Origin of the sequence: Aequorivita sp. H23M31 (genome assembly GCF_004022485.1) — a bacterium.
GTDB classification, from domain to species: domain Bacteria; phylum Bacteroidota; class Bacteroidia; order Flavobacteriales; family Flavobacteriaceae; genus Aequorivita; species Aequorivita ciconiae.
The window spans coordinates 40,489-55,109 of sequence record NZ_CP034951.1 but is presented as its reverse complement, the minus strand read 5'-3'; the positions used below and the strand labels follow the sequence as shown (position 1 = coordinate 55,109).

Sequence of the window (14,621 nt, the reverse complement as noted above, 5' to 3'; positions counted from 1 at the left end):
TTGCTACTTCGACCTATTTAAATTCAATTTCGATTTAATTTCAAATTCAAATTTCTTCGGATATTAAGTTGCGTCCCATTGAGCCGTAAGGTTGAATTTTCTTATATTTAGCCAACAACCTTTCAACCACCATGCACTTCATTAAGCATTATGTTCTCGTCGTCCTTCTGGTTATATGCAATTTTGCCTTTTCTCAGGACATAACCCTATACCAACAGTTCAATGGAAATTATGATTATACTGCTTTTGGGAACACGCTAAATATTACCGAAAACGGAGCTAATAGTCCTTGTACAATCTTGACGAGTAGTAGCGCAGCACTCAATTTGGAACCAAATCAGGAAGTGGTTGCTGCATTTTTGTATTGGGCCGGCTCGGGACCGGGTGATTTCGACGTCACTTTTAACCAAGTACCTATTTCCGCCGAACGGACCTTCAACCTAACTTACAATCAAAGTGGCACAGATTATATTTATTTTGCCGCATTTGCGGAGGTAACCCAGCAAGTTCAAAATACTGGAAATGGCAATTACACCCTAGCCGATCTAGATCTGACCGACGTTATCCCAGCCTATTGTAGTCCACCAGGTTCTGGAACCAATTTTGGGGGTTGGGCGGTAACAGTAGTTTATGAAGATTCGACATTGCCCATAAATCAGGTAAATATATTTGATGGCCTAGAAAGCGTAAATCGCAACAATCAGACGCTGGAAATCACCCTAAATAATCTCATGGTGCTCGATACCGAAGGTGCCAAAATCGGATTTCTAGCTTGGGAGGGCGATGCCGAAATAGCAGTTAATGAAACACTTAGAATAAACGGATATATTCTTAGCAATCCTCCATTAAATCCACCAAACAACGCCTTCAACGGTACAAATAGTTTTACGGGAAGCAATACGCTTTATAATATGGATATTGACTTTTATCCTATTTCCGGCTATATAAATGTAGGGGACACTTCTGCCACGATACAGCTGACAAGTGGCCAAGACTTCGTAATGATAAATAATATTATTACGGTTCTAAATACAGAATTGCCAGATGCCACCATCTCTATAGACAATACTGTTGGAGGAACCGAATGTAATAATCGAGAACTCACCGTAGATTATACCGTTTATAATCTTAACAGTACGGCACTTTTACCTGCTCCAACGCCTATCGCATTTTACGCAGATAATATCTTGGTTGCCCAGGCCGCTACAATTAATGACATTCCCATCGATGGTCAGGAAAGCGGATCTGTTTCATTTACGGTTCCTGCGGAAATTGGAGCAGATTTTATCCTTAAGGCCGTTGTAGATGATATAGGAAATGGAACTGGAATAGTCCGGGAATTAAATGAAGACAACAATGAAGATGAAATTGCCTTTCATTTACTTGAAAACCCTGTAATTAACAGACTTCACGATCTGGAGAAATGCGATATAGTGGGCGACGAATATTTTGATCTTACGGAGGCTACTTCCCAAATTGATCCGATTTATGAACTCAGTTTTCATCTTTCAGAAGAAGATGCGGAGAACAATACGAACCCAATACTTAATCCTGAAACTTTTCGGAATACTGAAAATCCACAAACCATCTATATCCGTGTATCAAACCCTGATTGTTTTTTGATAGACAGTTTTACTGTTACAGTTCTCGATTGCCCCCTGCCTGATGCCACGATTTCTTTGGACAATCTGCTTGGGGATATGGAATGTGGCAATCGTGAACTAACTATTGATTACACGGTTTACAACCTGGAAAGCCTGGGGATTTTACCGGCGGGCACTCCGATTGCATTTTATGCAGATGATCTTTTAATTGCTCAAAGTGCGACCGTTACGGATATTCCAATTGATGGCTATGAAGAAGGTTCAATAACTTTCACGGTTCCCGAAGAAATAGGAAGTGATTTTATATTAAAAATTGTTGTGGATGACATAGGAAATGGAACCGGGATAATCGAAGAGCTGGATGAAACCAATAACGAAGATGGAATCCCCGTTCATTTACTTATTAATCCGATTATCACCGGACTTAAAAATCTGGAGAATTGTGAAGTAATCGACGGGGATCATTTCGATCTTACCGAATCTACTTCCGAGATAGATCCCATTTACGACCTCAGCTTTCATCTTTCAGAGGAAGATGCGGAAAACAATGTTAATTCCATTCCCCATCCTGAAAATTTTCAGAATACCGAAAATCCGCAAACCATCTATGTTCGGGTGGCCAATCCTGATTGTTTTTTGGTGGACAGTTTTACCGTTACGGTAATTTTCTGTCCCATCCCGGATGCTACGGTCGATTTCCCTGAAATAAATGCCTGCCGAAATCGCATCCTGCTCTTGCCTTTTACAGTTTACAATCTGGAAGCCACCGGCCCATTGCCCGCAAATGTTCCTATTGCATTTTATGCCGATGAAATTCCGCTCAATCTTGCATACACCAAAAACAGCATTCCTGTTGGAGGAAGCGAAACAAATGAAGTGCAACTATTTCTGCCAGACAACTTGGCCGACACCTTCACGCTAACCGCAATTGTGAACGAGGATTTTAACGGCAACCATACGGTTGAAGAAATCAGGATGGACAACAATAGTTTTTCCCGACAAGTTTCTTTTGAAAGCATCCCTCCCATTCCCAACCTTCCAAATCTTATAAAGTGCGACGAAGGTTTTAATACGGCCACTTTTGATCTTACGGTCCAGGACAATTTGGTTTACAGTGGTTCGGATGGATTGGTTGTCTATTTTACGTCTTTGGAAGATGCCCTGGAAAATTCAAATCCCATCAGTTCGCCCTCCGATTACAAGAATGTGAGCGATCCACAGACTATTTATGTTCGATTTGACAATGATATTTGTTTTGCGACCGCGTCCTTTCTCTTAAAAACAGAAAAATGTGCTCCCTTTATTCCGCAGGGATTTTCTCCTAATAATGATGGAATAAATGATGTTTTCGAAATAAGTAATTTATTGGATGTATATCCAAATTTTGAACTGGAGATCTACTCCCGAAATGGCAACCTAATCCATACTGGGCATAACCAAGATGGCTTTTGGGATGGAGTGGCAACGAAAGGATTGCTCTTTAGGGGAAGCTTGGTTCCGGTGGGGACTTATTATTATGTTTTAATGCTTAATGACCCCAACTATCCCGAACCCTTTATCGGCTGGGTATATGTAAATTACTAATTGGAGAATCCTGAACAAGAAACTTAAAAGAAATTCTACCGGAATATATTCACATACAGAAACTCTTAAAGTCGATGTTTTCCGTGAACAGAACATTGAATTTCATTAGCTTTACGGTCATTTCAACACTAAACCCACTACATTTCTCTTTAGATAAAAATGAACAAAAAGCGATTGATATACGCCGTCGTATTTTTATTTTCAGTGGTTTTATTACTAATTATTTTTTCCAATTACACCATTGGAAAAACCGCTGAAAACAAAACTTTTTCCAATACGGGATCCATCAAAAAGAACCGGGTTGGGTTGCTTCTTGGAACCGCAAAATATTATAAGGATGGCGGGATAAATCTATATTTTAAATATCGGATTGATGCGGCGGTTGAACTATATAATAGTGATAAAATTGACTATATCCTCGTAAGTGGAGATAACGGCTCTCTTTATTATAACGAGCCTATGGTATTCAAAAAAGAGCTGGTAAAGAGAGGTATTCCGGCAGAAGTGATTTTTCTGGATTATGCGGGGTTTAGAACGTTGGATTCCGTAGTACGCTCAAAGGAAATTTTCGGTCAAAAGGAAATCACTATTATTTCACAGGAATTCCAAAATGAACGTGCCATTTATATTGCTGAAAAAAAAGGAATAAAAGCAATTGGATTTAACGCACGGGATATGGAGGGAACAGACGGTTTAAAAGTAAAGCTTCGGGAGTATTTTGCTCGGACCAAAGCTTATCTTGATATTGTTTTTGATGTTCAACCCAAATTTTATGGCGAAAAAATCTATATAGGCTCCCGGAAAGCAAAAGAAATCGAAATCCCGGAATAAACCTAACTTCTTGCTATTTTAGAATCCTAGAATACCTCAGAATTATTTGGTTATTAACACACTACAGTTTCTGTTTTTAGAATAAGTGTTATAATTTTATTGATCTTTATTAACTTAAGGGATAAAATTATGGATTTGACCTTACAAATCTTATTAGCCGTTGTCGCCCTAATATGCTTATTGGGAGGTTTAAACCTGTTGCTAAAAGGCGCTCATTACTTTTTACCAAAAGATATCCCCATTCAAAGGGTTATGGATGATCTTTTTAGATTTTTAAGTGGGATTTATTTTGGAATGGGATTTCTGTTGGCTTGGGTGGTTTTTAATTTCCACAAAACCGGTGATATAATTTATTTTTTAGGAATTGTTGTTGCATTTTCCGGCTTGGGTAGGTGGTATTCAAGAATTAAAGTCGGTCCTGCGGGAAAATATTTTGATTTTATAATGACTCTTGAAATTTTGTTGGGAATTATAATTATTCTACTTCAGTACTTGCGTTGAAATAATACGCCATCCTTTGAATATTCCGTTTCTAAAAAGTCTATTAGCTCCTTCCATTACAAACCTCTTTCCACATTTTTTCCGTATTTTTGCACCGCCTTGAAAAGAAAATATGAAATTCAAAATAGCCTCTGAATTCCAGCCCACAGGAGACCAGCCCCAGGCTATAAAAGCTTTGATCGCCGGACTAGATTCGGGAGAAAAATATCAAACTTTATTAGGAGTTACAGGTTCGGGAAAAACCTTTACCGTAGCCAATGTAGTGGAACGTGTGCAAAAACCAACTTTGGTATTGGCACATAATAAAACCTTGGCCGCGCAGCTTTATACGGAGTTTAAAAACCTTTTTCCAGAGAGTGCGGTGGAATACTTTGTTTCTTATTACGATTATTACCAACCCGAAGCTTTTATTCCCAGTAGCGGCACTTATATTGAAAAAGATCTTTCGATAAATGAAGAGATCGAAAAAATGCGTCTGAGTACAACATCTTCACTACTTTCCGGTCGGCGGGATGTACTGGTTGTATCTTCAGTTTCGTGCATTTATGGTATTGGTAACCCTATAGAATTTCAGAAAAACGTTATCAGTTTAAAAAAGGATCAAATTATTTCAAGGACCAAACTACTTCACATGTTGGTTCAAAGTCTTTATTCCCGAACGGAAGCAGAATTTAACCACGGCCGTTTTCGGATTAAAGGAGATACAGTTGACATTTATCCGGGATACGCCGATGATGCTTTTAGGATTCATTTTTTTGGGGATGAAATTGAGGAAATCGAAGTATTTGATCCGCTGAACAATAATATTAAGGGCACCTATGACCGTTTGAATATTTATCCGGCTAATATGTTTGTGACCTCTCCAGATGTACTTCAGAACGCAATTCGTGAAATACAGGACGATTTGGTGGCGCAGGTAGCCTATTTTAATGAGATAGGAAAAAATCTTGAAGCAAAACGATTGGACGAACGAACCAATTTTGATCTAGAAATGATCCGTGAACTTGGCTATTGCAGCGGAATAGAAAACTACTCCCGTTATTTAGATAGACGTTTGCCCGGGACCCGACCGTTCTGTTTGTTGGATTATTTTCCAAAAGATTATTTAATGGTGGTTGACGAAAGTCACGTCACCATACCCCAAGTTGGTGCAATGTACGGCGGCGACCGCTCAAGAAAGGAAAATCTGGTGGAATATGGCTTCCGTTTGCCAGCAGCAATGGATAACCGACCATTAAAGGCGGAGGAATTTGAAGCTCTACAAAATCAAGTGATTTACGTGAGTGCGACTCCAGCTGATTACGAACTGGAAAAAAGTGGCGGCGTATATGTGGAACAAATTATCCGTCCTACCGGCTTACTTGATCCTGTGATAGAAATACGACCAAGCTTGAATCAAATTGATGATTTGTTGGAGGAAATCCAGTTGCGCGTAGAAAAAGACGAACGTGTTTTGGTGACCACTTTGACAAAAAGAATGGCGGAAGAACTGACTAAATATATGAGCAGGGTACAAATCCGTTGCCGATATATCCATAGTGATGTTGATACGCTGGAAAGAGTAGAAATAATGCAGGATCTGCGATTAGGTCTTTTTGATGTTCTCGTTGGAGTAAACCTTTTGCGTGAAGGGCTAGATTTACCGGAGGTCTCCTTAGTTGCAATCCTGGATGCGGATAAAGAAGGTTTCTTAAGAAGCAATCGTTCTCTTACACAAACCGTGGGTAGAGCTGCTAGAAATTTAAACGGAAAAGCAATTATGTATGCAGATAAAATCACCCACAGCATGCAGGCCACAATTGATGGCACGGAGTACCGTCGAGAAAAGCAGATTGCCTATAACCAAGAACACGGCATTACACCTACTGCCATTAAAAAGTCCTTCCAAAACTCCTTAACAAGATCCAAGCAAGAAGCGTATTCATTTGAGCAAGCGGAAACTTTAGCTGCGGAATCAGAAGTAGCGTATTTGACAAAACCGCAAATTGAAAAGAAAATCCGCGATACCCGAAAAGCAATGGAAAAGGCCGCAAAGGATTTAGATTTTATGATGGCTGCCAAGCTTAGAGATAAGATTCAAACTTTTCAGAAACAACTGGAAAATTCGGAATTCTAAATTCTGAATTATTAAACTTTACAATGTCCTTAACGTATCTCATATTTCCAATTTTGTATTTTATGCCATATATGGTTTCAACTCAAAATATCAATTTGGACAATAAAATAATTCCGGAGAACATTAAAGAAGAAGCACTTCAAGCTCTTTCTTTTTTTCCAGAACTTGCGGAAACTTCGATCGAGTTTAAGTTTAAGGATAATATAAAGAAGTCAACCATGCAGGCCCAACCAAGGTTTGCGAGTTTCTTTAAACCAAAACAGGATAGGGAATATTTGATTTTGATAAGTAGAAAAATCCAGATTGAAGGAGAAAACTTTACCATGGATGATATTCCCTCAGATGTGAAAATAGGATGGATTGGACACGAACTGGGGCATGTTCTGGATTATCACGATCGTACAAATGTGGGTTTGATTATTTTAGGTATAAAATATCTATTATTGCCCTCGAGCATTAAAAAAGTTGAAAGAACTGCCGACACTTATGCCATTTCGCATGGAATGGGAGCTTATATCTTAAAAACCAAGAATTTTATTTTGGACAATGCCAATCTTTCTGAAAAATATAAAAGACGTATTAGACGGCTTTATATTTCTCCAGAAGAAGTAATGGAACTCATTAATGAAAATAAAGTTGAGGAGGATCCGGAAATAGTTGAAATGGAAGATTAATCAAGGGAATTTTCCTCCTTGACAAAGGCTTCAAATTCTTTAAATTTTTCTTCATTCATCACTTTTTCCATTTTTACCTGGCCTCCTTTCTTTTTATTCTTCGCATTCCATTCGTGGAAAACATTCGGAGAAACTATACTGACAATTACTCCCTTTAAGGCTTTCGACCGCGCCACTGAATAATTTTTATTGGCATCTTTTAAAGCTTCATCTAAGGCGTCAGCTAATTCCTCATTATTAACTGTCGTCTCAGTTCCCAGATACCAGTGGTGATAAAACTCTCCATCAATTTTGACCGCTGCAAGAGTAAATTCAGGAATTTTTAAATCAAATTTTTCTTCCATTTCCCGTAGGGCAACTTCCATCTTATTTACGGAAAGTTGGGAACCCACTACATTTAAAAAGAATTTGGTCCGACCCGTGATTTTTATTTCAGCCTTTTCAATATCCGTAAAAGCAATTGTATCACCAATCAAATAGCGCCATGCACCAGAAACTGTACTTATTATCAAAACATAATCTGTATCCAGCTCCACCTCTGCCAATGTTAACGAGGGTGCATCCTGCGAAAGTGAACCATCATCATTAATGTATTCGGGTTTAAACGGAACAAACTCAAAATATATTCCGTTATCGGTTACCAATTTCATTGAGGTAGTTTCGGGACGGTTTTGAAATGCCATAAAACCTTCAGAAGCAAGATAGGTATCTATGATAATGATAGGATCCGCTAATAACTGGTTAAAACTTTTCTCATAAGGTTGAAAAGCCACTCCTCCGGTGGTGTAGGCTTGAAGATTTGGCCATACATCATGAATGGTCTCTACTTCATGATATTCAATAACTTTTTTCAGCATTAATTCCATCCACGATGGAATTCCACTCAATGCTCCTATGTCCCACTCTCTTGCTCTCTTTGCAATGGTCTCAACTTTTTCATCCCAATCTTCCATTAATGCAATTTCCTCACCCGGCTTATAAAAGCCCCTAAACCAAAATGGAATGTTGCTCGCACTGATCCCACTTATTTCGCCTTCCAAGAATTGATCCTTATCTTCCAGATTCGTACTACTTCCCAACATCATTATTTCCTTTTCATAAAAATCTGAGGGAACATCAAAGTTTGCCAAAGCGCCCACTTGTTTTATCCCGGCACTGCGGATTGCTTCCACCATTTCGTCCGTAACTGGAATCCGTTTGGATTTTTTCCCCGTTGTGCCGCTGCTTCTGGCAAAATATGTTGGCTTTCCCGGCCAGCTAATATCCTCTAGTCCTTCCTGCGTTTTGTTCCACCATTCCGTTTCCATCTGGTGGTAATCGAAATAGGGGACTTTTTCCGCAAAAGTCTTTTGTACTTCTTCAGATTCGAGGATTTTGGAAAAACCATAGTATTTTCCAAATGCCGTGTCCTTAGCTTTTTCGAGCAAATGGATCAAAACTTCCTTTTGGGATTCTATAGGAGAGTCTTCCGAAACTAATGCCCCGCGAAGGTCTATCGCGGTTTTAATAATTGAACCAAGTATTGCCATCTGTCAATTTTTAGGCTGAATCTACATCAATTAAAAAGCATATAAGTATTGTTTAATTGAATTTTAACTTTTTTCAATTGGAAGCCATAGCCGTATCTTTGCAAAAACGTAATTATGAACCATCCCGAATCTACCCGACTGAACAAAGCCATAAGCGCGACAGGTTTTTGTTCTCGAAGGGAAGCAGATACATTAATAGAAAAAGGTCGTGTTACCATTAATGGCAACAAGGCTGGACTTGGCGATCGAGTTATGCCTAATGATGAGGTTCGTGTTGATGGAAAATTGCTAGTAGAAAATGATATTCTAGTCTATATAATGCTCAACAAACCTGTGGGCATCACCTGTACTACAGATACCCGTTTTGACGATAATGTAGTGGATTTTGTAAAGCATCCGGAACGTATCTTTCCCGTAGGAAGGCTCGATAAACCCAGTGAAGGTCTTTTGCTCTTAACGAATGATGGAGACATTGTAAATAAAATTCTCCGTGCAGGAAACAAACACGAAAAAGAATATATTGTTAAAGTTGATCGTCCGGTAACAAATGATTTTATAAAGCGAATGGGGTCCGGCATTCCAATTTTGGACACGGTAACTAAAAGATGCGAAGTTGAGCGCATAAGCCGATTCGAATTTCGGATAATTTTAGTGCAGGGACTAAATAGACAAATAAGGCGAATGTGTGAATATCTAGGTTATGAAGTGGTAGCCTTACAACGTCTTCGGATTATGAATCTGGTTTTGGGCAATCTTCCGGTAGGAGAATGGCGGGATCTTACAAAAAAGGAGTTGGAAACACTTAAGGATTCGGTAAAAGATAGCGATGGGTTACCAAAACTCTTTAATAAGGTTGCTGGTAAAACTGAAGTTGAAAAAAATCAAGTGGACAAGAGTACAGGTGGAAAAAGAAGAAGGAGAGATTAAACAAGTTCATGAAAAAACCGCGCACCGATTGAGTAGCACGCGGTCATTTTCAACTAACTAACCAAATTAAATTTCAATTATGAAATCTCAACCATTTTCTTCAATACTTTTTTTTCTTCCATTTTGGGAAGAGATATCTTAAGTATCCCGTTCTCATAACTTGCGTGAATTTTATCTAACTCAATATTTTCAGGCAATTTGAAGGAACGTTCAAAGTTTTCGTAATTAAATTCTCTTTTTATAAACTTGGAATTTCTTTCCGTTTCCTTATCTTCAATTTCCTTATTGTAGGAAATTTTTAAGGTATTCTCCTCGATTTCAATGTGGAAATTTTCCTTTTGCAATCCTGGAGCGGCGATTTCCAGCCCAAATTTCGTCAAATTTTCAATAATATTTATTGCTGGAATGCTAAATGTTTCATAATTATTAAGAACATCTAACTTATTATCCAAAAACAAATCCTCAAAAAGAGCTGGTAACCATATACTATTCTTACTAACTGTCTTCATGCTTATATATTGTTTGATGTTATTATTATTTTTAAACTATTAATAGTCAATATCAGTTCCAATCAAAATTTAATGTCTATCTGACCGATTATAACAAATTATGGTGTCATTTTGTCTTCAATACAATTAATATGATCAATTTTAGGTCAAATATCCTTTTTCATTAACTAACTTTCATTGCCACAACACCCGCTTATGAAACGTTTTTTTATCAGAATTTTCGACTTTTTCAATACCGTAGAAAGTAAAATTGCATTTTATCCCTCATTAATGGCAATTTCTGGTTTTCTCTTTGCCCTTTTGATGATGTATTTGGAGGAACAAGGAATGTCAAGAAAGGTTATGGATGTACTGCCTAGGTTAATGGTGGAAAATGGAGATACCGCCCTTACCATTCTAAGTGCATGTTTGGGTGGTTTGATTTCGTTAATGGTATTTAGCTTTTCAATGGTAATGCTTCTTCTTAGCCAAGCTTCAAATAACTATTCGCCTCGTTTACTACCGGGATTAATAAGCGATAAAAGACACCAATTAATTTTGGGGCTATTTATGGCCTCAATTATCTATATTATATTTACCCTTTTCTCTATTGAACCCAGTGATGAAAAATATGCAATCCCGGGTGTTTCGGTGCTTATGGGGATTCTCTTCACTATATCCTGTTTGGTTTCGTTCATTTACTTTATTCATAATATCTCCCAAAGTATACAGATTAACAATATTCTGGATAAAATTTTTATAGAAGCTAAAAATCGTCTGGAGCTCCTTATTCGAACAGAAAAAGAAACAGTGCAAGCTTTTCCCAATACGAATACCTGGCATTCATATAAACTGGAACGAGGCGGATATTTTCAAAATATTTCAGTCGATAATATATTGGACATTTGCGACAAACATGCCACTCGAATTTATATAACCATTCCCAAAGGTTTATATGCACCCTCGAATGCTATCTTCTTAAAATCGGAAAAGAAACTTGATAAGAAGGCGGTTGATCAGGTTGTGGCAAATATTAGCTTTGCCCGCGGAGAGCTGGTAAAGGATAATTATCTACTTGCTTTTAAACAGATTACCGAGATAGCGGTAAAAGCTATGTCACCAGGAATCAACGACCCAGGAACGGCCATCAATGCTATTGATTATCTAACAGAACTGTTTTCTTGTCGAATGCAAAAACGTGACCATGTAACTTACACGAGTAACGATAATTTCGAAATGCGGATTGCGACTATAACTTTCAGAGAATTGATCTACAATGTTATGGCCTCATTGCGCACCTATTGTAAACACGATCCTATTATGGTTCAAAAAATATTGTGGATGCTCAATTACCTAAAAGTTCAACCTACTATGGAGGAAAGTTATCAGTTTGATATAGAAGAGGAAATAGATACTATGATGAAACAAGCCAGAGAGAGTCTGGAATCAGAGCGCGATATAAGCGCCATTAAAGGCATAGGATATAATTAATTGTAGTAAATCTTGAAAATCCTCAGTAATTCTTCCGGTGGAACAACCCCGCCATTATACTGCTCCATTTTCTTTATAATCTGATCTGCGACAATTGGGCGAATTCCCATTTTAAGACCAAAATTTTTTAAAGCCGTCACCTCAGATTTATGCGATTCCTTATCTACTTGCATCATCAGGGCCAATCTATAAAAATGTGTGATCCTATCTACTTCGCTGTACAAAGCTTGACTAGGTTGGGGATTAGTGAATAGTTCGGCAATTTCCTCATTGGAAATACCCAAACGATTAGCCAATTTTTGTATTAGCTCAATTTCTGAGGGCCTTATCACTCCATCAGCCTTAATCATTATTATTAAATCACTCAATAATGATTTTGGATTCTTCTCCATAAAACACGTTCAAAAAAAAGCCCTTGCAGAGGCGAAGGGCTTTTATGTAATATTATAGTCTGTTATGAAAGCACTTCTTTTACCTTATCCGCTGCTTCCTGGAATTCAATAGCACTTTGCACATCCAATCCGCTATTATCTAAAAGTTTCTTGGCAATATCGGCATTGGTACCTTGCAATCGGACAATGATTGGCACATCGATAGTTCCCATATTTTTGTAGGCATCAACGATTCCCTGAGCAACACGATCGCACCGAACAATTCCTCCAAAAATATTTATCAGGATCGCTTTCACGTTTGGATCTTTTAAAATAAGATGAAAGGCAGCTTCTACTCTTTCGGCATCTGCAGTTCCTCCCACATCTAAGAAGTTTGCCGGTTCTCCACCCGCTTGCTTTATTAAGTCCATGGTAGCCATTGCAAGTCCCGCACCATTCACCATACAACCTACGTTTCCGTCAAGGTCCACATAGTTTAATCCTTTCTCCATCGCTTCCACTTCTACAGGATTTTCCTCGCGCTTATCCCGCATTTCCATATACTTCTTATGACGGAACAAGGCGTTATCATCAATACTTACCTTAGCATCTACGGCAATTATTTTGTCGTCACTTGTTTTTAATACAGGATTAATCTCAAATAAGGAAGAATCAGATTCGCTGTAAGCTTTATAAAGTGCCGAAACAAATTTTGTCATCTCTTTAAAAGCCTTTCCGCTCAAGCCCAAATTAAAGGCAATTCTACGCGCCTGAAATCCAAGAAGACCAACAGCTGGATCAATTTCCTCAGTAAAAATCAAATGTGGAGTTTCTTCCGCAACGGTTTCAATATCCATTCCACCTTCGGTTGAATACATAATCATATTGCGACCATTTGAACGGTTTAACAATACGCTCATATAATATTCTTCAGGCTCACTATCGCCTGGATAGTAAACATCTTCCGCAACCAAAACCTGATGTACCTTTTTCCCCTCTGCTGAGGTTTGCGGAGTTACCAAGTTCATACCAATTATTTTACCGGCAATATCCTCAACTTCCTGCATATTTTTGGCAAGTTTTACTCCACCTCCTTTTCCACGGCCCCCCGCGTGAACTTGGGCTTTTATAACGTGCCAGCCAGTTCCGGTTTCTTCCGTAAGCTTTTTTGCTGCATCTACGGCTTCTTGTGGTGTAGTAGCTACGATTCCGCGTTGAACCTCGACGCCAAAACTGCTCAATATTTCCTTTCCTTGATATTCGTGTAAATTCATAGTAACTGTTTTGAGATCTGCCCATACTGGGACAGCTTGTTTTATGGAATGCAAAAATAACAAATGTTGTAGGAATCCACTACTGTTTTTGATTTAATGTAGATAAGTTGAGCTAAAAGTACCAATAGATGTATTCCTTTTTAAAAATCAAAAAGAATTAATTACACCCTGAAATAGTTGGTCACGATATATATATAGATATCCATTTTTTGAAAGAAAATTTGAAAACTCTTCTCTTATTCAAAAAAATAAAGAAATGGGAAAAATAATTCTAAGCAAGCGCTTAAAGGAAAATTTGGCCATTGAAATAAAGTCGCGGGAATAAATGGTATGTTTTTTTTTATTGAAAGAAAATAGGTATTGCCCCCAAGGGTTAGATTTGTCTTGTAAAATATTCCCTAAGATAACCCTCAAATACAGATTTGAATATTGAGAACTTAAAATAGGGCTGAAGAAGCGAGAGAAAATTGAATAAAGTCCCTGAAAATATTGAAGTAAAAAGGAATTTGATATATATAGCTAAAATTTTTGATGAAAGCAACAAAATTTTCAATTAGATTATTATCTTTGCATCTTATATAAATTTTTTAATTAATTACAATGAACAAAGGAACAGTAAAATTCTTCAACGACACCAAAGGATTTGGTTTTATCACTGAAGAAGGAACCAACAAAGAACATTTTGTACACGTTTCAGGCCTTATCGACGAAGTTCGCGAAGGGGATGAAGTAGAATTTGATCTTCGAGAAGGCAAAAAAGGAATGAACGCGGTTAATGTAAAAGTACTTTAATATACGCACCACTTTTTAAGACGGAGCCTCCCACATTGGGAGGCTTTTTTTTATAATAATTTATAACTTATTTTAAATTTCACTTAAATTTTAGGATTGTTCGTGCGATGTATATTCAAGACATCAAAATTTCAACTCCCAATTATGATGCGTTGTTGAATGGATGGAGCACTTTAACATTACAGCCCGATGTGCAGTTCTACGGAGGTTTAAGCACTTATTGCGCTGGTGAAACTCCGAGGTTGAAAATGATGCGAACTTTCGATTATTACCGATGGAGGAAAAACTGTGGAGATCCAATGAAACTGGACCTATTAAACGTTGGGGAAAACGGAACATATGCTAACATTATACTTTTCCCGGACCCGATGAAGAAATAGGTTCTTTTAGGTAATCCAATTAACATTGAATTTGAAAAGGTTTCTATTTAAGAACTTAG

General features: G+C 37.9%; 13 protein-coding genes. 9 read left to right on the top strand and 4 right to left on the bottom strand.

Annotated features, from left to right (window positions below; genetic code table 11):
- The first annotated feature begins 131 nt into the window (after window positions 1–131).
- The 5 genes from EI546_RS00245 (at window position 132) to EI546_RS00225 (ending at window position 7,310) form a co-directional block, all read left to right on the top strand.
- Window positions 132–3,188, top strand: coding sequence for a T9SS type B sorting domain-containing protein (locus EI546_RS00245; RefSeq protein ID WP_128248657.1), 3,057 nt, complete (start codon window positions 132–134; stop codon window positions 3,186–3,188).
- Window positions 3,189–3,347: 159 nt separating this feature from the next.
- Window positions 3,348–4,019, top strand: coding sequence for a SanA/YdcF family protein (locus tag EI546_RS00240; RefSeq protein ID WP_128248656.1), 672 nt, complete (start codon window positions 3,348–3,350; stop codon window positions 4,017–4,019).
- Between the two features lie 129 nt (window positions 4,020–4,148).
- Window positions 4,149–4,520 carry a DUF4345 family protein gene (locus EI546_RS00235; protein ID WP_128248655.1) on the top strand — a complete coding sequence of 124 codons (372 nt, stop codon included), beginning with the start codon at window positions 4,149–4,151 and terminating at the stop codon, window positions 4,518–4,520.
- A gap of 112 nt (window positions 4,521–4,632) precedes the next feature.
- Window positions 4,633–6,636: an excinuclease ABC subunit UvrB gene (gene uvrB, locus EI546_RS00230; protein ID WP_128248654.1), complete on the top strand. Its 2,004-nt coding sequence runs from the start codon at window positions 4,633–4,635 to the stop codon at window positions 6,634–6,636.
- A gap of 95 nt (window positions 6,637–6,731) precedes the next feature.
- Entirely contained in the window at window positions 6,732–7,310 is a 579-nt protein-coding gene (locus tag EI546_RS00225) for a hypothetical protein (protein WP_317127433.1), read from the top strand.
- On the opposite strand, the gene EI546_RS00220 is transcribed toward EI546_RS00225, so the two are convergent.
- A complete protein-coding gene (locus EI546_RS00220; protein ID WP_128248652.1) occupies window positions 7,307–8,839 on the bottom strand; it encodes a GH3 family domain-containing protein in 1,533 nt (510 codons plus the stop codon). The two genes, EI546_RS00225 and EI546_RS00220, sit on opposite strands and share 4 nt — an antisense overlap.
- Window positions 8,840–8,953: 114 nt before the next feature.
- On the opposite strand from EI546_RS00220, the gene rluF reads away from it, so the two are divergent.
- Window positions 8,954–9,766 (top strand): 23S rRNA pseudouridine(2604) synthase RluF, encoded by an 813-nt coding sequence (gene rluF, locus EI546_RS00215; protein ID WP_128248651.1) that lies wholly within the window; start codon window positions 8,954–8,956, stop codon window positions 9,764–9,766.
- A gap of 77 nt (window positions 9,767–9,843) precedes the next feature.
- Here the strand turns inward: rluF and EI546_RS00210 are convergent, their stop codons facing one another.
- Window positions 9,844–10,275 carry an Hsp20/alpha crystallin family protein gene (locus tag EI546_RS00210; protein WP_128248650.1) on the bottom strand — a complete coding sequence of 144 codons (432 nt, stop codon included), beginning with the start codon at window positions 10,273–10,275 and terminating at the stop codon, window positions 9,844–9,846.
- Between the two features lie 195 nt (window positions 10,276–10,470).
- On the opposite strand from EI546_RS00210, the gene EI546_RS00205 reads away from it, so the two are divergent.
- A complete protein-coding gene (locus EI546_RS00205) occupies window positions 10,471–11,745 on the top strand; it encodes a DUF2254 domain-containing protein (protein ID WP_128248649.1) in 1,275 nt (424 codons plus the stop codon).
- On the opposite strand, the gene EI546_RS00200 is transcribed toward EI546_RS00205, so the two are convergent.
- Both EI546_RS00200 and sucC read right to left on the bottom strand, forming a co-directional pair.
- Window positions 11,742–12,137, bottom strand: coding sequence for a TerB family tellurite resistance protein (locus EI546_RS00200; protein ID WP_128248648.1), 396 nt, complete (start codon window positions 12,135–12,137; stop codon window positions 11,742–11,744). The genes EI546_RS00205 and EI546_RS00200 overlap by 4 nt on opposite strands.
- Window positions 12,138–12,199: 62 nt before the next feature.
- The gene (gene sucC, locus EI546_RS00195; protein ID WP_128248647.1) at window positions 12,200–13,390 is read right to left on the bottom strand and encodes an ADP-forming succinate--CoA ligase subunit beta; all 1,191 of its coding nucleotides are present in this window, start codon (window positions 13,388–13,390) and stop codon (window positions 12,200–12,202) included.
- Between the two features lie 600 nt (window positions 13,391–13,990).
- Between sucC and EI546_RS00190 the strand changes: the two genes are divergently transcribed.
- Both EI546_RS00190 and EI546_RS00185 read left to right on the top strand, forming a co-directional pair.
- Window positions 13,991–14,182, top strand: coding sequence for a cold-shock protein (locus tag EI546_RS00190; RefSeq protein ID WP_128248646.1), 192 nt, complete (start codon window positions 13,991–13,993; stop codon window positions 14,180–14,182).
- A gap of 107 nt (window positions 14,183–14,289) precedes the next feature.
- A complete protein-coding gene (locus tag EI546_RS00185; protein ID WP_128248645.1) occupies window positions 14,290–14,562 on the top strand; it encodes a hypothetical protein in 273 nt (90 codons plus the stop codon).
- Window positions 14,563–14,621 lie beyond the last annotated feature (59 nt).

Bases quoted from the DNA above. Each gene is read 5' to 3' on its own strand.
- EI546_RS00220 (WP_128248652.1), bottom strand. From the start codon at position 8,839: ATGGCAATACTTGGTTCAATTATTAAAACCGCGATAGACCTTCGCGGG.
- rluF (WP_128248651.1), top strand. From the start codon at position 8,954: ATGAACCATCCCGAATCTACCCGACTGAACAAAGCCATAAGCGCGACA.
- EI546_RS00185 (WP_128248645.1), top strand. From the start codon at position 14,290: ATGTATATTCAAGACATCAAAATTTCAACTCCCAATTATGATGCGTTG.
- EI546_RS00240 (WP_128248656.1), top strand. From the start codon at position 3,348: ATGAACAAAAAGCGATTGATATACGCCGTCGTATTTTTATTTTCAGTG.
- EI546_RS00235 (WP_128248655.1), top strand. From the start codon at position 4,149: ATGGATTTGACCTTACAAATCTTATTAGCCGTTGTCGCCCTAATATGC.
- EI546_RS00190 (WP_128248646.1), top strand. From the start codon at position 13,991: ATGAACAAAGGAACAGTAAAATTCTTCAACGACACCAAAGGATTTGGT.
- EI546_RS00245 (WP_128248657.1), top strand. From the start codon at position 132: ATGCACTTCATTAAGCATTATGTTCTCGTCGTCCTTCTGGTTATATGC.
- sucC (WP_128248647.1), bottom strand. From the start codon at position 13,390: ATGAATTTACACGAATATCAAGGAAAGGAAATATTGAGCAGTTTTGGC.
- EI546_RS00210 (WP_128248650.1), bottom strand. From the start codon at position 10,275: ATGAAGACAGTTAGTAAGAATAGTATATGGTTACCAGCTCTTTTTGAG.
- EI546_RS00200 (WP_128248648.1), bottom strand. From the start codon at position 12,137: ATGGAGAAGAATCCAAAATCATTATTGAGTGATTTAATAATAATGATT.
- uvrB (WP_128248654.1), top strand. From the start codon at position 4,633: ATGAAATTCAAAATAGCCTCTGAATTCCAGCCCACAGGAGACCAGCCC.
- EI546_RS00205 (WP_128248649.1), top strand. From the start codon at position 10,471: ATGAAACGTTTTTTTATCAGAATTTTCGACTTTTTCAATACCGTAGAA.